This is a genomic window from Pseudomonas sp. IT-347P, assembly GCF_949768005.1.
Classification (GTDB): domain Bacteria; phylum Pseudomonadota; class Gammaproteobacteria; order Pseudomonadales; family Pseudomonadaceae; genus Aquipseudomonas.
Genome location: NZ_CATKPQ010000044.1, coordinates 336,422 through 358,810 on the forward strand (window position 1 = coordinate 336,422; position 22,389 = coordinate 358,810).

Here is a 22,389-nt window from a genome sequence, read left to right on the forward strand (position 1 = left end):
CTCGCGAAGGCGTTATAACAGACAACGAAAATGTTGAATGTTGAACCGCTTTCGCGAGCAAGCTCGCTCCCACATTGGTTTTCTGTGAAGGTAAAAAAATGAGTCAGCTTTCGATTGATTTGCCTTCACGGCTTTTGCGCAACCTTGAGCCTTGGCGCAATGCCGCTCATTGGCGCATCGCGTTTTCCGGTGGTCTCGATTCAACCGTCCTGCTTCACCTGCTCGCCGATCTGGCAAAAACCGAATCCATCCCTCCATTAAGTGCCATCCATATCCATCACGGCCTCCAGCCTGCGGCTGATGCGTGGCCGCAACATTGCCAGTCGGTGTGTGATGCGCTGGGCCTGCCGTTGCTGATCGAGCGCGTGAAGGTGCAACCGGGTGCCAGTCTGGAGCGGGCGGCGCGGGATGCGCGTTACGCGATATTCAGCGCGCAGACACAAGCCAATGATGTATTGCTCACTGGCCAGCACCGCGATGATCAGGCGGAAACGCTGCTGTTCCGGCTGCTGCGCGGTGCTGGCGTGCGCGGATTGTCGGGAATGCCAAAGCAAAGGCCGGTGGGGCAGGGTACGTTGATTCGCCCGTTGCTCGATGTCTCTCGTTCCGAGCTGGAACGTTACGCTCAGGCTCACCACTTAAGCTGGATCGAAGACCCGTCGAATCAGGATCGGCAGTTCTCGCGCAACTACCTGCGCCATCAGGTCATGCCCCTGCTGACCGGGCGCTGGCCGCAAGCGCAGGCGAACATGGCCCGCAGCGCCGCGCATCTGCGTGAGGCGCAGGGACTGCTCGATGAATTGGCGCAGATTGATCTGGCGCACGCCGCCACCGCTCATGAATTCGAATGGCTGGGATTGCCGTCGCTGGAACTGGCGCCGCTGGCTGCGCTGTCTCCTGCCCGCCAACGAAACGTGATCAGTCATTGGCTTGAACCTTTCACGCGTCTGCCTGACACCGACCATTGGTCGGGTTGGACCGATCTCTGTGCGGCCACGCACGATGCTTCGCCAATCTGGCGTCTGGCCGATGGCGAGCTGCACCGCAGCGCCGGTCGTCTGTGGTGGCTCAGCGATGACTGGCTACGCGCGCCGATGATCGGCGCCGAGTGGCAGAGCCCGGCGTCAGCGCTACGCTTGGCCGATAACGGACGTGTCATGTTCAGCGGGCAGACTCCCGTCGGGCCTTTGCGCATTGCCTATCGTCAGGGCGGTGAAGTCATGCAGCTGGCGGATCGCGGTCACCGTGACCTCAAGCGCCTGCTCAATGAGCGCGCGGTGCCGGGCTTCGTGCGTGGCAGATTGCCGCTGCTGTTTCGCGGCGATGAATTGCTCGCGGTGGCGAACCTGCCGGGACTTGACGGCCCTGTGCAGGACGGCTGGAAATTGCATTGGCTGCCAACAGACGAAGATCAAGGTTTGAGCTGAAAGGAGCATTCCGGTAGACTACGCTCCCTTCTTGATACAACTTCTGTGGATTCGCCTGAATTGCAGGAGTTGCCGATTACCAAGCAGTCTTTGCTGGGCGATTCCAAAAAATGTGTAGCGAGCAACGTACCGGTGTTTCATCTGCCGGTCTGTCCCAACGCGGCGGTTTTTTTGAAAGGTGCACTGTGATTAATGCAGGTGATCGGGGGCTTCGGCCTTCCTTCGCTTTCCCCGGCGGCTCGTACCGCTTTAACGCAGACTTCTAGGGTTTTTCATGACGCGCTACATATTCGTCACGGGCGGTGTTGTTTCTTCATTGGGGAAAGGCATTGCATCGGCTTCATTGGCAGCCATCCTGGAGGCGCGGGGGCTTAAGGTCACCATGCTCAAGCTGGATCCGTACATCAACGTCGATCCGGGCACCATGAGCCCGTTCCAGCACGGTGAAGTGTTCGTCACCCACGACGGCGCCGAGACCGACCTGGACCTGGGTCACTACGAGCGGTTCATCCGCACGACCATGACCCAGAACAACAATTTCACCACTGGCCGCGTCTACGAGCACGTGCTGCGCAAAGAGCGCCGTGGTGACTACCTGGGTGCAACCATCCAGGTGATCCCGCACATCACCGACGAAATCAAGCGCCGCATCATCAAGGGTGCCGGTGACGCTGACGTGGCGATGGTTGAAATCGGTGGCACCGTCGGTGACATCGAGTCGCAACCGTTCCTCGAAGCCATCCGTCAATTGCGTTTCGAGGTCGGCGCCAAGCGCGCGATGCTGATGCACCTGACGCTGGTGCCGTACATCGCTACCGCTGGCGAGACCAAAACCAAGCCCACCCAGCACTCGGTCAAAGAACTGCGTTCGATCGGCCTGCAGCCAGACGTGCTGGTGTGCCGTTCCGATCACCCGATCGACATCTCGTCGCGTCGCAAGATCGCTCAGTTCACCAACGTTGAAGAACGTGCGGTAATCGCGCTGGAAGACGCCGACACCATCTACAAGATCCCGGGCATCCTGCACTCGCAGGGTCTGGACGATTTCGTCGTTGAGCGTTTCGGCCTGCAATGCGGCAGCGCTGATCTGTCCGAGTGGGACGCGGTGGTTGACGCCAAGCTGAACCCGGAACACGAAGTGACCATCGCCATGGTCGGCAAGTACATGGAACTGCTGGACGCGTATAAATCGCTGATCGAAGCGATGAGTCACGCCGGCATCAGCAACCGCACCAAGGTCAACCTGCGTTACATCGATTCCGAAGACATCGAAAACCAGGGCACTGCGCTGCTCGAAGGTGTCGACGCGATCCTCGTACCGGGCGGCTTCGGTCTGCGCGGCGTGGAAGGCAAGATCACTGCCGTTCAGTACGCTCGTGAAAACAAGGTTCCGTACCTGGGGATCTGCCTCGGTATGCAAGTGGCGGTCATCGAGTTCGCCCGTAACGTGATGGGCTGGAAAGACGCCAACTCCACCGAGTTCGATCGCGCCAGCGGTCATCCGGTGGTCGGTCTGATCACCGAGTGGGAAGACGCGACCGGTGCCGTTGAAGTGCGTACCGAATCGTCCGACCTGGGCGGCACCATGCGTCTCGGCGCTCAGGATTGCCTGCTCGAAGCCGGCTCCAAGGTCCACGATTGCTACGGCAAGGACGTGATCGTCGAGCGTCACCGTCACCGTTACGAAGTGAACAACAACCTGCTGCCACAGCTGATCGAAGCCGGCCTGAAAATCTCCGGTCGCTCCGCTGATGCGGCGCTGGTTGAAGTGGTTGAAGCAGCCGATCACCCATGGTTCGTCGCTTGCCAGTTCCACCCTGAGTTCACCTCGACACCGCGCGATGGCCATCCGCTGTTCAGCGGTTTTGTCAAAGCAGCGTTGGCTCAACACCAGAAGAAGGCGTAATCCTGATGGCACAGAAGATCATCCGCGTCGGCGACATCGAGATTGCCAACGACAAACCCATGGTGCTGTTCGGCGGCATGAACGTGCTGGAAAGCCGTGACATGGCCATGCAGGTTTGCGAAGAGTACGTAAAGGTCACCGAAAAGCTCGGTATCCCTTACGTGTTCAAGGCCAGTTTCGACAAGGCCAACCGTTCTTCTGTGACCTCCTATCGCGGTCCTGGCCTGGAAGAGGGCATGCGCATCTTCCAGGACATCAAACAAGCCTTCGGCGTGCCGATCATCACCGACGTCCACGAGCCTGCCCAGGCCGCGGTCGTCGCTGAGGTCTGCGACATCATTCAACTGCCGGCCTTCCTGTCGCGCCAGACCGATCTGGTCGTCGCGATGGCCAAGACCAATGCAGTCATCAACATCAAGAAAGCCCAGTTCCTCGCGCCTCAGGAAATGAAACACATCCTGAACAAGTGCGTCGAAGCAGGTAACGATCAATTGATCCTCTGCGAGCGTGGTTCGAGCTTCGGCTACAACAACCTCGTGGTCGACATGCTCGGCTTCGGCATCATGAAGCAGTTCGAGTACCCGGTATTCTTCGATGTGACCCACGCCCTGCAAATGCCTGGCGGTCGTGCCGACTCCGCCGGCGGTCGCCGCGCACAGGTTCTGGATCTGGCCAAGGCCGGCATGAGCCAGTCGCTGGCGGGTCTGTTCCTCGAAGCGCATCCGGATCCGGACAACGCCAAATGCGACGGCCCTTGCGCCTTGCGTCTGGACAAACTGGAGCCATTCCTGGCCCAGCTCAAAGCTCTGGACGAACTGGTGAAGAGTTTTCCGACGGTAGAAACCGCGTAAACCTCAATTCTCCGGTAAAGTACCGCACGATTTGTCGCTCATGCCCTCGGGCATGAGCGTTATCGTCTGCAAGACTGCCCGCTGCACACCCCTTGCCGACGGTAAAAAGATTTCCTCTAGCTGCGTCGTTTTCGTCAACTTTGGAGTGTTTACAACAATGGCAAAAATCGTCGACATCAAAGGTCGTGAAGTTCTCGACTCCCGTGGCAATCCCACCGTGGAAGCGGACGTGCTTCTCGACAACGGCATCATCGGCAGCGCTTGCGCGCCGTCCGGTGCATCCACTGGCTCGCGTGAAGCGCTCGAGCTGCGTGATGGCGACAAGAGCCGTTACCTGGGCAAGGGCGTGCTCAAAGCGGTAGCCAACATCAACGGTCCGATCCGCGATCTGCTGCTGGGCACCGACCCAAGCGACCAGAAGGCTCTGGACCACGCGATGATCAAGCTCGACGGTACTGAAAACAAGGCAACCCTGGGCGCCAACGCCATCCTCGCCGTGTCCCTGGCGGCGGCCAAGGCGGCTGCGCAGGATCAGGACCTGCCGCTGTACGCACACATCGCCAACCTCAACGGCACGCCGGGTGTCTACTCGATGCCGGTACCGATGATGAACATCATCAACGGTGGCGAACACGCCGATAACAACGTCGACATCCAGGAGTTCATGGTGCAGCCGGTTGGCGCCAAGTCGTTCTCGGAAGGTCTGCGCATGGGCACCGAGATTTTCCATCACTTGAAAGCTGTGCTGAAGGCCCGTGGCCTGAGCACTGCCGTTGGCGACGAAGGCGGTTTCGCACCGAACCTGGCCTCCAACGAAGACGCGCTGAAAGTGATCTCCGAAGCAGTGGCCAACGCCGGTTACAAGCTGGGTACCGACGTGACCCTGGCGCTGGACTGCGCAGCCAGTGAATTCTACGAAGACGGCAAGTACAACCTGTCCGGCGAAGGCCAGGTGTTCACCGCTGAAGGTTTCGCTGATTACCTCAAAGGTCTGACCGAACGTTATCCGATCATCTCGATCGAAGACGGTCTGGACGAGTCCGACTGGGCTGGCTGGAAGATCCTCACCGACAAGATCGGCGAGAAAACTCAGCTGGTAGGCGACGACCTGTTCGTGACCAACACCAAGATCCTCAAAGAAGGCATCGATAAAAAGATCGCCAACTCGATCCTGATCAAGTTCAACCAGATCGGTACCCTGACCGAAACCCTGGAAGCCATCCAGATGGCCAAGGCTGCCGGTTACACCGCAGTAATCTCGCACCGTTCGGGCGAAACCGAAGATTCGACCATTGCCGACCTGGCCGTGGGCACCTCGGCTGGCCAGATCAAGACCGGTTCGCTGTGCCGTTCCGACCGCGTTTCCAAGTACAACCAACTGCTGCGTATCGAAGAGCAGTTGAATGGCAAGGCCAAGTACAACGGTCGCAGCGAATTCCGCGGCTAAGTACAAATCGATGGAAGGACACCGGATTGTGTCGAAAAAGTCGTGACAGCGATGGATTTGCCACTAATCTGATGCCTTAACAGCACAAGCCTGGGTCTTCCAGGCTTCGTGCTATCAGATGCTTCAAAGTTTTGGCGTGGCTGTCTTTTTTCACTGGATACCTGATATTCGATGCGCAGTCCTTACTGGTTGTTTCTCGTTTTGCTCTTGCTACTGGCCGGTCTGCAGTACCGCCTGTGGGTGGGCAATGGCAGTCTGGCGCAGGTCGCCGAGCTGAATCAGCAGATTGCTGATCAACACGCCGAGAACGAAGGTTTGCTGGAGCGCAACCGGGTGATGGACGCTGAAGTCAGCGAGTTGAAAAAGGGTATGGAGACCGTTGAAGAACGGGCTCGTCACGAACTGGGCATGGTCAAGGACGGCGAAACCCTTTACCAGTTGGCCCAATGATCAATTCCCTGCCGGCCTTCTGGGCCGTGATTCCTGCCGCGGGCGTCGGTGCCCGAATGGCCGCGGACCGTCCCAAGCAATACCTGCAACTGGGCGGGCGCACAATTCTCGAACACAGCCTCGGCTGTTTCCTTGATCACCCGAGCCTCAAGGGGCTGGTGGTCAGTCTTGCGGTTGATGATCCTTACTGGCCGAATCTGGCGTGTGTCAGCGATCCGCGGATTCAGCGCGTGGAGGGCGGGGCAGAGCGTTCCGGCTCGGTGCTCAATGCTTTGCTGCATTTGCATGCGCAGGGTGCCGATGATGAGGATTGGGTGCTGGTGCACGATGCGGCGCGGCCCAACCTGAGTCGCGAGGATCTCGACAAGTTACTGGATGAACTGGCAGATGACCCTGTGGGCGGTTTGCTCGCGGTGCCAGCACGCGACACCTTGAAGCGCGTCGACAAGCACGGTCGTGTGGTGGAAACCGTGGATCGCAGCGTGATCTGGCAGGCCTATACGCCGCAGATGTTCCGCCTCGGCGCGTTGCATCGGGCGTTGGCGGACAGTCTGGTGGCTGATGCGCTGATTACTGACGAGGCATCGGCGATGGAGTGGGCCGGTCTCAAGCCGCGTCTGATTGAAGGGCGGGCGGATAACCTCAAGGTCACCCGGCCTGAAGATCTGGAGTGGTTGCGTCAGCGTTGGGCTAATCGTCGCTGATTGCTGTGTTGCCTGTTCTGCTGCCTTCGCGAGCAAGCTCGCTCCCACATTTGATTTGCGCCTGACATCCAATGTGCATTCACTGCCGGCCCCCTGTGGGAGCGAGCTTGCTCGCGAAGACGGCTGCTCAGGCATCGCATAACTTAGCACCGATACTCCGGTCGCTCAGCCAACCCCACCTTCAAAAAATCCACCAACTTGCGCACCTTCGGCGACAAATGCCTTTGCTGCGGATACAGCGCCCACACCGCCGTATTCGGCGGCTGATGCGCCTCCAGCAACGAAATCAGCGCGCCACTGTGCAAATGCTCCAGCACGTAATAATCCGGCAACTGACACAGCCCCACTCCCTGCAGCGCCGCATCCAGCACCGCTTGCCCACTGTTACAACGCCAGTTTCCCTGCACCCGCTGGGAGAACTCCCGTCCGTTTTGCTCAAGTTGCCAGATGTCCGAGCTGCCGATCAGGCAGTTATGTCGGCTCAGTTCCGACAAACTGTGTGGGCGCCCGTACCGCTCGACGTAGGACGGTGACGCGCACAGATACATTCGTCGTGGCGCCAGGCGTGTCGCGACCAATCGCGAATCCTGCAAGCGGCCTAGGCGAATCGCCAGGTCCAATCCTTCATGCACCAGATCAAGCTGTCGATTGCTCAATTCGATATCAATGCGCAGTTGCGGATAAAGACCCATAAACCGCGTCACCAGCGGCACGATAAAACGCTCACCGTAGGCCACCGCGCAGGTCATGCGCAGCATGCCCTTTGGTTCGCTGGTCAGATCGCCGACCGCACGCAGGGCTTCTTCGCGACCATCCTGCAAGCGTTGGCAATGTTGCAGGAAGGTCTGGCCGGCCTCGGTCAGCGTCACCCGGCGCGTGCTGCGATAGAGCAGGCGCGTCTGAAGTCTCTCTTCCAGCCGTACGATTTGTCGGCTGATGTGCGAGGACGAAACCCCAAGACGTTCGGCAGCAGCAGTGAACTGGCTGCATTCGGCAACGGCGACGAATTCGTCGATGCCTTCCCAGCGGTTTTCGGACATCGGGATTATCCCTGTATGGCAATAATGTTTTGCTTTTGTCCGGATTATTCATCGTAAAGCTGTGTATTACACTCCTTGTCTGGTTTTTTATTCAATGCATTCCCTGGAGAGTCAGCATGATCAAGTCGCGCGCCGCCGTTGCCTTCGAGGCCAAGAAGCCGCTGGAAATCGTAGAAGTCGATGTCGCCATGCCCAAAGCCGGTGAAGTGTTGCTGCGCGTCGTCGCTTCTGGTGTTTGCCACACTGACGCTTACACGCTGTCCGGTGCCGACCCGGAAGGTATCTTCCCGTCGATTCTCGGCCACGAAGGTGGCGCCATCGTTGAAGCCATCGGCGAGGGCGTGACCTCGGTTGCCGTCGGCGATCACGTGATTCCGCTGTACACCCCGGAATGCGGCCAGTGCAAATTCTGCAAGTCGGGCAAGACCAACCTGTGTCAGGCGATTCGCGCAACTCAGGGCAAGGGTTTGATGCCGGACGGCACTTCGCGCTTTTCCTACAAGGGCGAAACGATTTTCCACTACATGGGCACGTCGACCTTTTCGGAATACACTGTGTTGCCGGAAATCTCTGTGGCCAAGATCTCCAAGGATGCGCCACTGGAAAAAGTCTGCCTGCTCGGTTGCGGCGTCACCACCGGTATCGGTGCGGTACTCAACACGGCCAAGGTCAAACCGGGTGACACCGTGGCCATCTTCGGTCTGGGCGGCATCGGTCTGTCGGCGGTGATCGGTGCGGTGAAAGCCAAGGCTGCACGCATCATCGCCATCGACATCAACCCGGCCAAGTTCGAAATCGCCAAGCAACTCGGCGCCACCGATTGCGTAAACCCGAAAGACTTTGATCGTCCGATTCAGGAAGTGATCGTCGACATGACCGATGGCGGCGTCGACTTCTCTTTCGAATGCATCGGCAATGTGCAACTGATGCGCGCAGCCCTTGAGTGCTGCCACAAAGGTTGGGGCGAGTCTGTGATCATCGGCGTGGCCGGTGCCGGTCAGGAAATCGCTACCCGTCCATTCCAGTTGGTCACCGGTCGCGTCTGGCGTGGTTCGGCGTTCGGCGGCGTACGCGGTCGTACTGAATTGCCGAGCTACGTCGATATGGCCCAGAGCGGTGAGATCCCGCTGGATACGTTCATCACCCACACCATGGGCCTGGAAGATATCAACAAGGCCTTCGACCTGATGCACGAAGGCAAGAGCATCCGTACTGTCATTCATTTCTGATCAATCGTGGCGACATGGCTGCAAGTCTTGAAGGCTTGTGGCCGTGACCGCGTAGGAGTCTTTACATGAGTCTGGAAAACATCTCCTGTCAGAAGAGTTTCGGCGGTTGGCACAAGCGCTATCGGCATCGCTCCGATGTGCTGGGTTGCGACATGGTATTCGCCGTGTACCTGCCGCCGCAGGCGGAGCAGGGCGGCAAGCTGCCGGTGCTGTACTGGTTGTCCGGCCTGACCTGCACCGACGAGAATTTCATGCAAAAGGCTGGCGCGATGCGCATGGCGGCCGAACTGGGTTTGATCATCGTTGCGCCGGACACCAGCCCTCGCGGGCCGGATGTGCCGGGTGATCCTGATGGCGCGTGGGATTTCGGTCTCGGCGCCGGGTTCTATCTGAATGCCACGCAGGAGCCTTGGGCGCGCCACTATCGGATGCATGACTATGTCGTGCAGGAATTGCCTTCATTAGTTGAAGCGCATTTCCCCGCTTCGGACAAACGCAGCATCAGCGGCCACTCCATGGGCGGCCACGGTGCTTTGGTGTGTGCGTTGCGCAATCCGGGGCGTTACCAGTCGGTGTCAGCGTTTTCGCCGATCAACAACCCGATGGATTGCCCGTGGGGGCAGAAAGCGTTCTCGCGTTACCTGGGCGAAGACCGTTCGAAGTGGAAGGAGTGGGATGCCTGCGCGCTGATCGCCGAAGCGGATGAAAAACTGCCGCTGCTGGTCGATCAAGGTGATCGCGATGACTTCCTTGAAAAACAGCTCAAACCCGAAGCCCTGCAACAAGCCGCAAAACAAGCGGGCCATCCGCTGACATTGCGCCTGCAACCGGGCTACGACCACAGCTATTTCTTCATCTCAAGCTTCATAGACGACCACTTGCAGCATCACGCACGCGCTCTAGGCGCCTAATGTCTGACAAAGCAGGTAGAATCACGCCCTGACAAAAATCGGGGCGTTTTTTTATGCGTATTGGCCACGGCTATGATGTGCACCGTTTCGCTGAAGGCGATTTCATTACTCTGGGCGGCGTGCGCATTGCACACAGCTTCGGGCTGCTCGCTCATTCCGACGGTGACGTCCTGCTGCACGCCTTGAGCGATGCCTTGCTCGGCGCCGCGGCGCTGGGTGATATCGGCAAACACTTCCCGGACACCGACCCGCAATTCAAGGGCGCCGACAGCCGTGCGCTGCTGCGTCATGTGGTCGCGCTGATCCATGCCAAAGGCTGGAAAGTCGGCAACGTCGACAACACCATCGTTGCCCAGGCGCCCAAAATGGCCCCGCATATCGAATCGATGCGCGCGCTGATCGCGGCGGATCTTCAAGTTGAGTTGGATCAAGTGAACGTGAAAGCTACCACCACCGAAAAGCTTGGCTTTGTCGGTCGCGAAGAAGGCATCGCCGTGCACTCCGTTGCCTTGTTGCTGCGCGCATGAATGAACTGCAATTGCTCGGCCCGCGGGCCTATGGCGACTCCCTCGGCACTGCGGTACTGAAAGCCATCGCTGAAGATTTTCAGGTCGATGAAGTGCTCGATATCCCGTTCAGCGGCGATGGCGAACACCTGTGGATCTGGGTCGAAAAACGTGGCCTGAACACTGAGGAAGCCGCGCGGCGTATCGCCAAGGCGGCTGGCGTTCCGTTGCGCACCGTCAGCTATGCCGGCCTCAAGGATCGTCAGGCGCTCACTCGCCAGTGGTTCAGCGTGCAGTTGCCGGGCAAGGCTGACCCTGATCTGTCGGCGGCGGAAAACGACACGCTGAAAATCCTCAAAACCACTCGCCACAAACGCAAACTGCAACGCGGTGCGCATTCGGCCAACGGTTTCACCTTGCGCCTGACCCAGTTCGCTGGCGACAAAGACGCGATTGAACAACGCCTGCAACTGATCGCTAAGCAAGGTATTCCCAATTATTTCGGCGCCCAGCGTTTCGGTCATGACGGCGGCAACGTTGTCGATGCCCGTTCCTGGGCGGCGCGCATGGCTCTGCCGGAGCAACGCAACGTGCGTTCGCGCCTGCTCTCGACCGCGCGCAGTTTTCTCTTCAACCAAGTGCTGGCGGCGCGTGTTGCCGATGGCACCTGGCAAAAAGCCCAGGTCGGTGATCTGCTCGCGTTCACCGACAGCCGCAGTTTTTTTCCGGCCGGTGAGGCTGAGTGCAGCGACCCGCGTCTGGCGATCCTCGATCTGCATCCGACCGGCCCGCAGTGGGGCGAAGGTGACTCGCCGACCGCAGGCGCTGTCCATGCTCTGGAGCAGGGGATCGCCGCCAATGAAGCAGAGCTGCGCGATTGGTTGGTCAACGCCGGTATGAGCCACGAACGTCGCATCCTGCGGCTGCCCATTGGCGGGTTGACGTGGCATTATCCCCAGCCTGACATTCTGCAACTGGAATTCGTCCTCCCGGCCGGATGCTTCGCCACCGTATTGGTGCGCGAACTCGTTGATCTGGTGCCGGTGGGGCAGACGGACAGCCCATGCGTATTCTGATTTCTAACGACGATGGGGTAACCGCACCCGGTCTCGCCGCGCTTTATGCTGCGCTGGCGGATTACACCGAGTGCGTGGTTATCGCCCCGGAGCAGGACAAAAGCGGCGCCAGCAGTTCGCTGACGCTCGACCGTCCACTGCACCCGCAATACCTGGCCAATGGCTTTATCAGCCTCAACGGCACACCGACCGACTGCGTGCACCTGGGCCTCAACGGCCTGCTGGAGCGCGAGGCAGACATGGTGGTTTCCGGGATCAACCTCGGTGCCAACCTTGGCGATGACGTGCTGTATTCCGGAACCGTGGCGGCGGCCCTTGAGGGGCGTTTCCTCGAGCGTCCGTCGTTCGCTTTTTCGCTGGTCTCGCGGCAGGTGGATAATCTGCCGACGGCGGCGTACTTTGCGCGCAAACTGGTTGAAGCCCATGCCGGGCTCGATCTGCCGCCGCGCACGGTGCTCAACGTGAACATTCCCAATCTGCCCATCGACCACATTCGCGGCATTCAGCTGACCCGTCTGGGCCATCGCGCCCGGGCGGCGGCGCCGATGAAAGTGGTTGATCCACGGGGCAAGGCCGGTTACTGGATTGCCGCTGCCGGCGATGCCGAAGACGGCGGCCCGGGCACCGACTTTCATGCGGTGATGCAGGGCTATGTGTCGATCACGCCGTTACAGCTCGATCGCACCTTCAACGATGCGTTCAGAAGCCTCGATGGCTGGCTGGAGGGACTGCGCTGATGGCCCGTGAACACGAAGACAGACTGCGCAGCGGGATCGGCATGACCTCTCAGCGTACCCGCGAGCGGCTGATCCAGCGCCTGTACGAGGAAGGTGTGTCCAACGCCAAGGTGCTGGAAGTGATCCGGCGTACGCCGCGTCACCTGTTCGTCGACGAGGCGCTGGCACACCGCGCCTATGAAGACACGGCGCTGCCGATCGGCAACAACCAGACGATTTCCCAGCCTTATATGGTGGCGCGCATGAGCGAACTGCTGCTCGAGGCTGGGCCGCTGGATAAGGTGCTGGAGATCGGCACCGGTTCCGGTTACCAGACAGCGGTGTTGTCACAATTGGTCGAGCGGGTGTTCTCGGTTGAGCGCATCAAGGTGCTGCAGGATCGCGCCAAGGAGCGTCTGGTTGAACTGAACCTGCGCAACGTGGTGTTCCGTTGGGGCGACGGCTGGGAAGGCTGGCCGGCGCTGGCACCCTATAACGGCATTATCGTCACCGCCGTGGCCACGGATGTTCCGCAAGCCTTGCTCGATCAATTGGCACCGGGCGGGCGCATGGTGATTCCGGTGGGCTCCGGGGAAGTGCAGCAGTTGTTGCTGATCGTGCGTGAGGAAAACGGCTTTTCCCGGCATGTTCTGGGGGCCGTCCGGTTCGTGCCATTGCTCAACGGGCCACTGGCCTGAGCATTTGTTTACGCGCGCTGAATTCCTTTCGTTCGCCTGTGTCTTACTCCGGCAGCGATGGATTAAACGCAGCGGATTGTCAGCTTGCAAACGTGTGCGCAAAGCGATTTCGCATCATTAAAGGTAAAGCCGGTTCGGCCCGTTATACTTGCGACACCTCATGCCGAGATCCGGCATTTCACATTTTTCAGCCACCACAAAGGGAGCGGCGGGTGAGTCTCACAGTCATTGCGCAGCGTATGGGTAACACGAGCTTTCAGCGCCTGGTGACTGGCCTTGTCTTGAGCACCTTGCTGGTCGGTTGCTCCAGCACCAAATCGAGCAATGTCCGGGTGGTCGATCGCAACAACGCGGTGGCCCAGCGTCCTACGGTGACGACCGGACAGTATGTAGTCCGTCCGGGCGATACGATGTTCTCGATCGCATTTCGCTACGGTTGGGACTACAAAGCCCTCGCGGCCCGGAACAATATTCCTACGCCGTATACGATCCATCCGGGTCAGACGATTCGCTTTGACGGCCGCACCGGTTCAACGCCGACAGCGGTGGTGAGCAACAGCAGTTCCTCGCCTTCTTCCTCAAGCAAAACCACGGTAATCCGGCGCCAGGCGAATGGCACGACGACCACTACAACCACCGGTTCTACGGGGGTTGTACCGTCCGTCGCGAGCAAGCAAGCGCCTCCTCCGTCGCCTCCGGCAGGCCCGGCCCCGACCGGCTGGGGATGGCCATCTAATGGCATTCTGATTGGAAAATTCTCTTCAAACGGTAGTTTGAATAAAGGAATTGATATCGCCGGAGATTTGGGACAGCCTGTTTTAGCTGCGTCTGATGGGACGGTGGTATACGCCGGGAGTGGCTTAAGGGGCTACGGCGAATTAGTCATCATCAAACACAGCGAAACCTACGTCAGTGCCTACGGACATAATCGCAGGCTGTTGGTTCGGGAGGGACAGCAGGTCAAGGTCGGACAGACAATTGCCGAAATGGGGTCAACGGGTACAGACCGGGTGAAACTGCATTTTGAGATTCGCCGCCAAGGTAAACCTGTAGATCCGCTGCAGTTCCTGCCAAGACGTTGATTTGTAAGCCAGCCTGTTCCGTCGCGTAGAGGGGACAGGCTCCAGCGCTGCCAAGGATAAAGGCGTCGCTTGAGCTTGGGGTCGAACTCACCAAAGGACTATAACAATGGCTCTCAGTAAAGAAGTGCCGGAGTTTGACATCGACGATGAGGTTCTCCTTATGGAGGCCGGCATCGATTCGGAATCTTCGATGTCGAATGATGAAGGGGCTGCTCCACCTTCCGTTCGTTCCAAATCCAAACACTCCGCTTCACTCAAACAACATAAGTACATCGACTACACGCGTGCACTTGATGCCACGCAGTTGTATCTCAACGAAATCGGCTTTTCCCCATTGCTCTCCCCGGAGGAAGAAGTTCATTTTGCGCGCTTGTCGCAAAGTGGCGATCCGGCCGGGCGCAAGCGCATGATCGAAAGTAACCTGCGGCTGGTGGTTAAAATCGCCCGGCGTTACGTCAATCGGGGGCTATCGCTGCTGGATCTGATCGAAGAGGGCAACCTCGGACTGATCCGCGCGGTGGAAAAGTTCGATCCCGAGCGCGGCTTCCGCTTCTCGACCTACGCGACCTGGTGGATTCGGCAGACCATCGAGCGCGCGATCATGAACCAGACCCGGACCATCCGGTTGCCGATTCATGTGGTCAAGGAACTCAACGTGTACCTGCGGGCTGCACGGGAGCTGACGCAGAAACTCGACCACGAACCTTCACCCGAAGAAATCGCCAACCTGCTGGAAAAACCGGTGGGCGAGGTCAAGCGCATGCTCGGCCTGAACGAACGGGTTTCTTCGGTCGACGTCTCGCTGGGTCCGGATTCGGATAAAACCCTGCTGGATACCCTGACAGATGATCGTCCTACCGATCCTTGTGAACTGCTGCAGGACGACGACCTGTCGCAGAGCATCGATCAATGGCTGTCGGAGCTGACCGACAAGCAGCGCGAAGTGGTGGTACGTCGCTTCGGCCTGCGCGGTCACGAGAGCAGCACGCTGGAAGATGTAGGCCTGGAGATTGGCCTGACCCGCGAACGGGTACGGCAGATCCAGGTGGAAGGCCTCAAACGCCTGCGTGAAATCCTCGAGAAGAATGGCCTGTCGAGCGAGTCGCTGTTCCAGTAGGCGCTTCACACGCTAGCCCGCAAAACGCCCCGACTGGTTCGGGGTTTTTTGTTGTCATGAATTTTGCTACCCGTCCATAGTCCGGTTCATTGCCGGACGTACGGTAGGCATTTCCATCGTTTGTAGTCTCGCGGTGTAAGCCTTGTCTTACTCTCTTGTAAGTGTTCAGTATTTTTACACGACCGTAGACGTCGATTGCTCACGGTGTGGCTATCTAACTTGTTGATTTATATATTTATTTTTTAATGTGAAGTGCTTATTACAGCGCTTTTTCGGTCTCAAGGCCGATTGCTCTTGGCGGGGAACTCTCTAGTATCTGGGTTGTGTCGACGGACAGACACGCCCTTCAAGGAAGAGGGGAACGGACATCGCAGGATGCGATTCATCAGGACGATGAAAAGGAATACAGGGAATAGGGAAAAAATGTGGGCGGGTCATACCGCCCCTTTTTTTTGCCCGCAGGAAAGTAAACGCGGGATAGCAAAAAGGCCCGCAAGGGGCCTTTTATTTCGAGCGCGCGACAGATCAGCGTTCGAGGTCTTTGATCTTGCCTTTCACGCCATCCCACTCTTCGGCATCCGGCAGCGATTCTTTCTTCTCGGTGATGTTCGGCCAGATTTCAGCCAGCTCAACGTTGAGTTGAATGAATTCCTGCATCTCTTCCGGAACTTCGTCCTCGGAGAAAATGGCCACGGCCGGGCATTCCGGTTCGCACAGGGCGCAGTCGATGCACTCATCCGGGTGAATCACCAGGAAATTCGGGCCTTCGTAAAAGCAGTCCACCGGACAGACTTCTACGCAGTCGGTGTACTTGCACTTGATGCAGTTGTCGGTGACGACGAAGGTCATTTCTAATTTTCTCCTCAGGCGGCGGCAGCGTTGCCCCTTCACGGTTGGGGTCGCCAGGTTCGGGAGCGATACCTGCTGGCCAGGCTATTTCGCCAGCAGCATCCCAAACCGCGCGAGATTCTAACAGCTTGAAGCCGTTTGCGTTATATCCGCTTCTTCAGTGCTTATATCCGGTTCTTCAGTGCATAGAGCATTTCGAGCGCACGACGCGGGGTCAGGTCATCGATATCCAGCTTGGCCAGCTCATCCAGTACCGGATGCGGCAGGCTGGCGAACATGTCGCTCTGCTGCGGTGTTGCCGGTTTGCCCTTGGCAGCCGGCTTCGGCGCCTCGTGGGGCAAGGCAGTGTCTTCCAGTCGGCTCAGGTGTTCGCGGGCGCGCAGGATCACTTCGCTTGGTACCCCGGCCAACTGTGCCACTGCCAGACCATAACTCTGACTGGCCGGTCCCGGCAGTACGTGGTGCAGGAACACGATGCGCTCATTGTGCTCGGTCGCATTGAGGTGGACGTTGGCCACCAATGGCTCGGCTTCCGGCAACACGGTCAGTTCGAAGTAGTGGGTCGCGAATAACGTATAGGCACGTAAATGGGCCAGACGCTCGGCGGCTGCCCAGGCCAGCGACAGGCCGTCGAAGGTGCTGGTGCCGCGACCGACTTCGTCCATCAGCACCAGGCTGCGCTCGGTTGCGTTGTGCAGGATGTTGGCAGTTTCGCTCATCTCGACCATGAAGGTCGAACGGCCACCGGCCAGGTCATCGCTGGAGCCGATCCGGGTGAAAATGCGATCGACCAGCGACAATTCGCAACTGGCTGCCGGCACGAAGCTGCCGATGTGTGCCAGCAGCACGATCAGAGCGGTCTGGCGCATGTAGGTGGATTTACCGCCCATGTTCGGGCCGGTGATCACCAACATGCGCGTGTTGTCGTCCAGACTCAGGTCGTTAGCCACGAACGGCGTGGTCAGCACTTGCTCGACCACCGGGTGACGGCCCTGGGTGATGCGCATGCACGGTTCGCTGACGAATCGCGGGCAGTTCAGGTCGAGGTTCAGTGCGCGCTCGGCGAGGTTGCTCAATACGTCGAGTTCGGCCAGCGCGCCGGCGGTATCCTGCAACGGTGGCAACTGGCTGATCAGATCCTCCAGCAGCGCTTCGTACAGCATCTTCTCGCGCGCCAGGGCACGGCTCTTCGCAGAAAGGGCTTTGTCTTCGAACTCTTTCAGTTCCGGCGTGATGAAGCGCTCGGCGCCTTTCAACGTCTGGCGACGGATGTAATCCGCCGGCGCCGATTCCGCCTGCTTGCTCGGCAACTCGATAAAGTAGCCGTGAATACGGTTATAGCCGACTTTCAGGTTGGCCAGGCCGGTACGCGCCTTCTCGCGCGCTTCAAGATCGATCAAGAACTGACCGGCGTTTTCGCTCAGCGATTGCAGCTCGTCGAGTTCGCTGTCGTAGCCGGTTTTCAGCACGCCGCCGTCACGGATGACTGCGGGCGGGTTGTCGATAATGGCTTTTTCCAGCAGCGCCGCCAGTTCCGGGTAGGTGCTGGTGGTGGTCGCCAGGCCTTGCAGGTGCGGCGCTTCCAGATCGGTCATCGCCACTTGCAATTGCGGCAGTGCGCCAAGGGCATCACGCAGACGAGCAAGGTCGCGGGGACGCGCGTTGCGCAGTCCGATCCGCGCGAGAATCCGCTCGATGTCGCCGATTTCCTTGAGTTGCGGTTGCAGTTTTTCGAAACGGTAGCCGTCGAGCAGGCAGGTGATTGAGGTCTGGCGTGCCAGCAATACGGTCAGATCGCGCAGCGGGCGATTCAGCCAGCGGGTCAACAAGCGACTGCCCATCGCGGTCTGGCAGCGATCGACAACGGACTGCAGGGTGTTGTCGCGACCACCGGCCAGGTTGGTATCCAGCTCGAGGTTGCGACGGCTCGCACCGTCCAGCACCACCGTGTCATCCAGGCGTTCGTGACGCAGGCTGCGCAGATGGGGCAGGGCGGTGCGCTGGGTTTCCTTGGCGTAGGCCAGCAGGCAACCGGCGGCGCCGATGGCCAAGGTCAGATTCTCGCAGCCAAAGCCCTTCAGGTCTTGGGTGGAGAACTGCTGGCAAAGGCTTTTCAACGCCGAGTCGCGCTCGAAATCCCACGGCGCACGACGACGCACGCCACGGCGTTTTTCCGCCGGCAGGTCTTTTGGCCAGTCATCCGGGATCAACAGCTCAACCGGGTTGACCCGCTCCAGTTCCGCCAGGAGGTTTTCCCAGCCCTTGATCTCGAGTACGGTGAAGTTGCCGCTGGTGATGTCCAGCACGGCCAGACCGAACAGGCGCTCGTCACCCAATACCGCCGCGATCAGGTTGTCGCGACGCTCATCCAGCAACGCCTCGTCACTGACCGTACCCGGCGTGATGATGCGCACCACTTGACGTTCCACTGGCCCTTTGCTGGTCGCCGGGTCACCCACCTGCTCGCAGATCACCACCGATTCGCCGAGCTTGACCAGTTTCGCCAGATAGCCTTCCGCCGCGTGGTAAGGAATGCCACACATCGGAATCGCCTGCCCCGCCGACTGTCCGCGCGCGGTCAGGGTGATGTCGAGCAGCTTGGCCGCCTTCTTCGCGTCTTCGTAGAAAATCTCGTAGAAGTCGCCCATGCGGTAGAACATCAGCTGATCCGGGTGCTGATTCTTCAAGCGCCAGTATTGCTGCATCATCGGAGTGTGGGAGGACAGGTCGGAGACGGCTTTATTCATCGGATTGTCAGGCAACTCGTTAAAAGATGTAGGGCGAAAGCGCGGGCATCGGCCGGGCTGTTGCGCGATGGGCGCAAGGTTACCATGGGCGCTCTGTCGGACGCAGGCATCGCAGCCGGGTGACGGTTTTCTTCATCGAAAAGTGACTTTATGCACGATTTATGCAAATCAGCATTTGTCTTCGTTAAAAACTTCAAGCACTATGCGCGTTATGCAAAAACGCAACGTAGCCTCCGTCTTAAGAGCACTGCTCGACCAGCACGGGATCTCCCCCACGGAGCTCCACCGTCGCACCGGCGTGCCTCAATCCACTCTCTCGCGGATTCTCAGCGGGAAGATCGTCGATCCCTCGGATAAACATATCTCGAAGATCGCCGAGTACTTCGCCGTGAGCACCGATCAACTGCGCGGGCGCGCCGACGTCGCGGCGGCCGCCGCTGGCGCGCGTGATGACGTACACGCGGAACTCAAGGACATAATGCTGTGGGACGACGATACGCCGGTCGATGATGACGAGGTATCGGTGCCGTTCCTTCGCGAGGTTGAATTGGCTGCTGGATCAGGAAGATTCGTCATCGAAGAGAGCGAGCGCTCTAGCCTGCGCTTCGGCAAGCGCAGCCTGCGCCATAACGGCGTGCAGTTCGACCAGGCCAAATGCGTGACGGTGCGTGGCAACAGCATGTTGCCGGTGTTGCGCGACGGCGCCACGGTCGGTGTGAATGCGGGCAAGTGCGGCATCGGCGACATCATTGATGGCGACCTGTACGCGATCAATCACAACGGTCAATTACGTGTGAAGCAGCTTTACCGCTTGCCCACCGGCATTCGTCTGCGCAGCTTCAATCGCGATGAACATCCGGACGAGGACTACAGCTTCCAGGAAATCCAGGAAGAGCAGATCGTCATCCTCGGTCACGTCTTCTGGTGGGGCATGTACGCCCGCTAACCCGAACCTCTTCAGAAAAACCCGCCCATCGGCGGGTTTTTTTTCGCCTTGAGGAAACTGCCAAACCCTTGAGTTGCGGGGCTCTCATGCATTCGCGCATTTTCACGCATAAATAAATGCATTTACGCATTGACTGTATATGCATACATGCATATCCTTGCCACCAAGCCGCTCGACAAAGCGGCTGGCAAGAAAGCTCTTTAGTTTCACAAGAACAGGCAGCGATGAACCGGCCTCAACGGTTCAGAGGGTTGGCAACTGACCCGGGTGTGCAGCGTAAAGCACCAGAAGCAGTTATCCGGCGGGCAGGGACCGCGGTCGGAAAAACAATTTGAATGGACTCGTACCGCGCCAGTAGCGCCGAAAAGTCAGCTTCCTTCTTGAACACAGGATTTGAAGGAAGGCGAAGGAGCGCATTACTGAAAAGCCCGGCGAACTGCCGGGCTTTTTGGAATGCCTGCCTGATAGCTATTTCGTTGAGAACCTTGACGGAGAGGCAAGTAAGCAAAACCCAAGGACAGTATTTGCGATGAGTGCAAACAGGAGAAACAAATGAACCGCTACGCTTTTGTTCGATTCAACTATTCCAAAGCCTTCAACAAAGTTCTGGTGATTGTCGACGCTGTAGAGAAGCCTACGGCCACGCCAGTAGAAGCACAGTTGTCGAATGGTTATTGGGTGGATATCACAGAAAACCCGGCAGTCCAGGTGGGGTGGAAGGGTACGACAACAAATTTTGTTGATTGGGAGTTCAGTGAACCAACCTATCAAGAGCAGGAGAAAGATGTAGCGCAGGAAGCTCTGGAGCTTCTTTCTGCTGCAGGGCAGTGGTTGATGTTGAATTCCCTGCATTACAAGGTTGACCTTGGTGTTGCCACCCCTGAAGAAATCGCGCTGCTGCTCGCTTACAAACAGTACTGCGTTGGTCTCAGCGACATGAAGAAACAATCCGGCTATCCGTCCAACGTCAACTGGCCGGTCGCGCCTTTCTGATTCGGTCATTACCGGCACACCCTCTATAGAGAGCGCATTACTGAAAAGCCTGGCCTGACGCCGGGCTTTTTGGAATGCCTACCTGAAGAGAACACGATTGATCCCAATACACATCACTCACCCCAATACTTCCGGAGGCGTGACATGACAACCGAGCAACAAGCATTGGCGGACATGCCGATCTGGCTGGTCATCCTCCTTGCCGTCGTTGGCGGGGTGTCCGGCGAAATGTGGCGCGCCGACAAGGAGGGCGCTCGCGGCTGGTCATTGCTGCGGCGTCTGGCCCTGCGCTCTGGTGCCTGCATGATCTGCGGCGTGTCGGCGATCATGCTGCTGTATGCCGCGGGTCTTTCGATCTGGGCCGCCGGCGCGTTCGGTTGCCTGACCGCGATGGCCGGCGCCGACGTCGCCATCGGCCTTTACGAACGCTGGGCGGCCAAGCGCATCGGCGTCTGCGAAATCCCCCCTCGCGACCACCCTTAACCTTAGTACTTCTCCGTGCCGCCATTTTGGCGGCAGGGCTGCGCGTGGACGATTGAAAAGGAGGTCATGTATGCCCACACCGATCCAGCAGCCGTCGCAACTGTTCACAGCCATTGCGACGACACTGCGCAACACCGCCGGACTCAACCTCAGCGTCGGCAATCATGATGATTTCACTGCACCGGGCGATCAGGCCTGGGTGCTGATTGACTTCGACCGCAATGGACCCGGGGTGCGCGCCGCTGACGGGCGAATTGCTCACGTCATGACGGTCTCTCTGCACGTCATCCCGGCCCTTGCCGCCAGCGCATTTGCAGCGTGCGATCTGATCGCGGTGCTGAAAAACCTGATGACTGACAACCGCTGGAACCTGCCCGGCGATCAATGCGATCTGCCGATGAATATCGATGGCTTGCCGTCATTGCTCATCCGTGGCGATCAGCAATACAAAGCCTGGACCCTGACATTCAACCAGACCCTCTACCTCGGCCCGACCTTGCTTGACGACCCACTGGGCACGCCGAAATTCGCCCGCACCTGGGAAGTCAGCAATATCGATGATCCCGACCAATACACCGCGCTGGAGGCCTGACCGATGTTCGACGCATTACTGCGCATGCAACTCGGCCCGATCATCGAGCGCCTTGCCGAGATGGAAGCGGAAATCGACGACCTGCACCGCCGTGCCGAGAGCTTCTGCCGCATCGGCATTTGCCAGACCGTCGACGCTGCGAGCAACACCTGTCAGGTCAGTCACGGCGGCTTGCTCACGCCAGCCATCAAGTTCTTCAACCCCAGCGCTGGCGCGCAGAGTGAGTCGCGGATTCCGACGGTGGGCGAGCAGTGTCTGCTGTTCAACTACGGCAGCGGCGAAAGTGGTGCACAGAGCGTGGCGTTGTTTGGTTTGAACAGTGACCGTTTTCCTCCAGCCTCTACGATCCCGACGCTGACCCGTCGCGTGCATCAGGACGGCAGCGAAAGCGGCTACGACGATGCTGCGCACACCCTGCATTGGCAAAACGGCCCGGCAGCTTTCAACGGTTCTCGTGAATCGCTGGAACTGAGCATCGGCCCGGCACGACTGGCAATGACACCGCAACTGATCACCCTGCAACTGGGTGCAGTCGGCCTGACCATTGACGCTTCCGGCGTGCACTTCAGCGGCCCATTGGTCGATCACCAGGGCCGCGTCATCAGCCCCTGATTCAAGA

General features: G+C 58.9%; 22 protein-coding genes. 19 read left to right on the forward strand and 3 right to left on the reverse strand.

Annotated features, from left to right (window positions below; translation table 11 throughout):
- Positions 1–98: 98 nt before the first annotated feature.
- The 6 genes from tilS (at position 99) to ispD (ending at position 6,785) form a co-directional block, all read left to right on the forward strand.
- The gene (gene tilS, locus ACM6IV_RS17785) at positions 99–1,427 is read left to right on the forward strand and encodes a tRNA lysidine(34) synthetase TilS (RefSeq protein WP_414870994.1); all 1,329 of its coding nucleotides are present in this window, start codon (positions 99–101) and stop codon (positions 1,425–1,427) included.
- A gap of 274 nt (positions 1,428–1,701) precedes the next feature.
- Positions 1,702–3,333, forward strand: coding sequence for a CTP synthase (locus ACM6IV_RS17790; protein ID WP_093436570.1), 1,632 nt, complete (start codon positions 1,702–1,704; stop codon positions 3,331–3,333).
- 5 nt (positions 3,334–3,338) lie between these two features.
- On the forward strand, positions 3,339–4,184 hold the full coding sequence (gene kdsA / locus ACM6IV_RS17795) for a 3-deoxy-8-phosphooctulonate synthase (RefSeq protein WP_123452079.1): 846 nt from the start codon (positions 3,339–3,341) through the stop codon (positions 4,182–4,184).
- A gap of 157 nt (positions 4,185–4,341) precedes the next feature.
- The gene (gene eno, locus ACM6IV_RS17800) at positions 4,342–5,631 is read left to right on the forward strand and encodes a phosphopyruvate hydratase (RefSeq protein ID WP_093436567.1); all 1,290 of its coding nucleotides are present in this window, start codon (positions 4,342–4,344) and stop codon (positions 5,629–5,631) included.
- A 171-nt stretch (positions 5,632–5,802) separates the two neighbouring features.
- Entirely contained in the window at positions 5,803–6,081 is a 279-nt protein-coding gene (ftsB, locus tag ACM6IV_RS17805; RefSeq protein ID WP_007908838.1) for a cell division protein FtsB, read from the forward strand.
- On the forward strand, positions 6,078–6,785 hold the full coding sequence (ispD, locus tag ACM6IV_RS17810) for a 2-C-methyl-D-erythritol 4-phosphate cytidylyltransferase (RefSeq protein ID WP_038357925.1): 708 nt from the start codon (positions 6,078–6,080) through the stop codon (positions 6,783–6,785). Before ftsB ends, ispD begins: the two co-directional genes overlap by 4 nt.
- 143 nt (positions 6,786–6,928) lie before the next feature.
- On the opposite strand, the gene ACM6IV_RS17815 is transcribed toward ispD, so the two are convergent.
- On the reverse strand, positions 6,929–7,825 hold the full coding sequence (locus ACM6IV_RS17815) for a LysR substrate-binding domain-containing protein (RefSeq protein WP_414870995.1): 897 nt from the start codon (positions 7,823–7,825) through the stop codon (positions 6,929–6,931).
- A 116-nt stretch (positions 7,826–7,941) separates the two neighbouring features.
- Between ACM6IV_RS17815 and ACM6IV_RS17820 the strand changes: the two genes are divergently transcribed.
- From ACM6IV_RS17820 to rpoS, 8 genes are all read left to right on the forward strand, one after another.
- Complete coding sequence (locus tag ACM6IV_RS17820) at positions 7,942–9,054, forward strand: S-(hydroxymethyl)glutathione dehydrogenase/class III alcohol dehydrogenase (protein WP_007908835.1); 1,113 nt, start codon at positions 7,942–7,944, stop codon at positions 9,052–9,054.
- Positions 9,055–9,119: 65 nt separating this feature from the next.
- Positions 9,120–9,965, forward strand: a complete 846-nt coding sequence (gene fghA, locus ACM6IV_RS17825; RefSeq protein ID WP_414870996.1) for an S-formylglutathione hydrolase — start codon at positions 9,120–9,122, stop codon at positions 9,963–9,965.
- A 53-nt stretch (positions 9,966–10,018) separates the two neighbouring features.
- The gene (ispF, locus tag ACM6IV_RS17830) at positions 10,019–10,492 is read left to right on the forward strand and encodes a 2-C-methyl-D-erythritol 2,4-cyclodiphosphate synthase (RefSeq protein ID WP_034149878.1); all 474 of its coding nucleotides are present in this window, start codon (positions 10,019–10,021) and stop codon (positions 10,490–10,492) included.
- Positions 10,489–11,547 carry a tRNA pseudouridine(13) synthase TruD gene (gene truD, locus ACM6IV_RS17835; protein WP_414870997.1) on the forward strand — a complete coding sequence of 353 codons (1,059 nt, stop codon included), beginning with the start codon at positions 10,489–10,491 and terminating at the stop codon, positions 11,545–11,547. The genes ispF and truD overlap by 4 nt, the downstream gene beginning before the upstream one ends.
- Positions 11,535–12,284 (forward strand): 5'/3'-nucleotidase SurE, encoded by a 750-nt coding sequence (gene surE / locus ACM6IV_RS17840; protein WP_007908831.1) that lies wholly within the window; start codon positions 11,535–11,537, stop codon positions 12,282–12,284. The genes truD and surE overlap by 13 nt, the downstream gene beginning before the upstream one ends.
- A 41-nt stretch (positions 12,285–12,325) precedes the next feature.
- On the forward strand, positions 12,326–12,961 hold the full coding sequence (locus ACM6IV_RS17845) for a protein-L-isoaspartate(D-aspartate) O-methyltransferase (RefSeq protein ID WP_171057346.1): 636 nt from the start codon (positions 12,326–12,328) through the stop codon (positions 12,959–12,961).
- A gap of 212 nt (positions 12,962–13,173) precedes the next feature.
- On the forward strand, positions 13,174–14,043 hold the full coding sequence (locus ACM6IV_RS17850) for a peptidoglycan DD-metalloendopeptidase family protein (RefSeq protein WP_414870998.1): 870 nt from the start codon (positions 13,174–13,176) through the stop codon (positions 14,041–14,043).
- A 106-nt stretch (positions 14,044–14,149) separates the two neighbouring features.
- Positions 14,150–15,160 (forward strand): RNA polymerase sigma factor RpoS, encoded by a 1,011-nt coding sequence (gene rpoS, locus ACM6IV_RS17855; protein ID WP_016985073.1) that lies wholly within the window; start codon positions 14,150–14,152, stop codon positions 15,158–15,160.
- Positions 15,161–15,685: 525 nt separating this feature from the next.
- Here rpoS and fdxA read toward each other — a convergent pair.
- The gene (gene fdxA / locus ACM6IV_RS17860; protein ID WP_007908827.1) at positions 15,686–16,009 is read right to left on the reverse strand and encodes a ferredoxin FdxA; all 324 of its coding nucleotides are present in this window, start codon (positions 16,007–16,009) and stop codon (positions 15,686–15,688) included.
- A 164-nt stretch (positions 16,010–16,173) separates the two neighbouring features.
- A complete protein-coding gene (gene mutS / locus ACM6IV_RS17865) occupies positions 16,174–18,756 on the reverse strand; it encodes a DNA mismatch repair protein MutS (protein WP_414870999.1) in 2,583 nt (860 codons plus the stop codon).
- Between the two features lie 211 nt (positions 18,757–18,967).
- On the opposite strand from mutS, the gene ACM6IV_RS17870 reads away from it, so the two are divergent.
- From ACM6IV_RS17870 to ACM6IV_RS17890, 5 genes are all read left to right on the forward strand, one after another.
- Complete coding sequence (locus tag ACM6IV_RS17870) at positions 18,968–19,702, forward strand: LexA family transcriptional regulator (RefSeq protein WP_414871000.1); 735 nt, start codon at positions 18,968–18,970, stop codon at positions 19,700–19,702.
- Positions 19,703–20,254: 552 nt separating this feature from the next.
- The gene (locus tag ACM6IV_RS17875) at positions 20,255–20,695 is read left to right on the forward strand and encodes a tail fiber assembly protein (protein WP_414871001.1); all 441 of its coding nucleotides are present in this window, start codon (positions 20,255–20,257) and stop codon (positions 20,693–20,695) included.
- Positions 20,696–20,839: 144 nt separating this feature from the next.
- Positions 20,840–21,178: a phage holin family protein gene (locus ACM6IV_RS17880; RefSeq protein WP_414871002.1), complete on the forward strand. Its 339-nt coding sequence runs from the start codon at positions 20,840–20,842 to the stop codon at positions 21,176–21,178.
- Between the two features lie 70 nt (positions 21,179–21,248).
- A complete protein-coding gene (locus tag ACM6IV_RS17885; RefSeq protein WP_414871003.1) occupies positions 21,249–21,770 on the forward strand; it encodes a hypothetical protein in 522 nt (173 codons plus the stop codon).
- A gap of 3 nt (positions 21,771–21,773) precedes the next feature.
- Positions 21,774–22,382 (forward strand): phage baseplate assembly protein V, encoded by a 609-nt coding sequence (locus ACM6IV_RS17890; RefSeq protein WP_414871004.1) that lies wholly within the window; start codon positions 21,774–21,776, stop codon positions 22,380–22,382.
- Positions 22,383–22,389 lie beyond the last annotated feature (7 nt).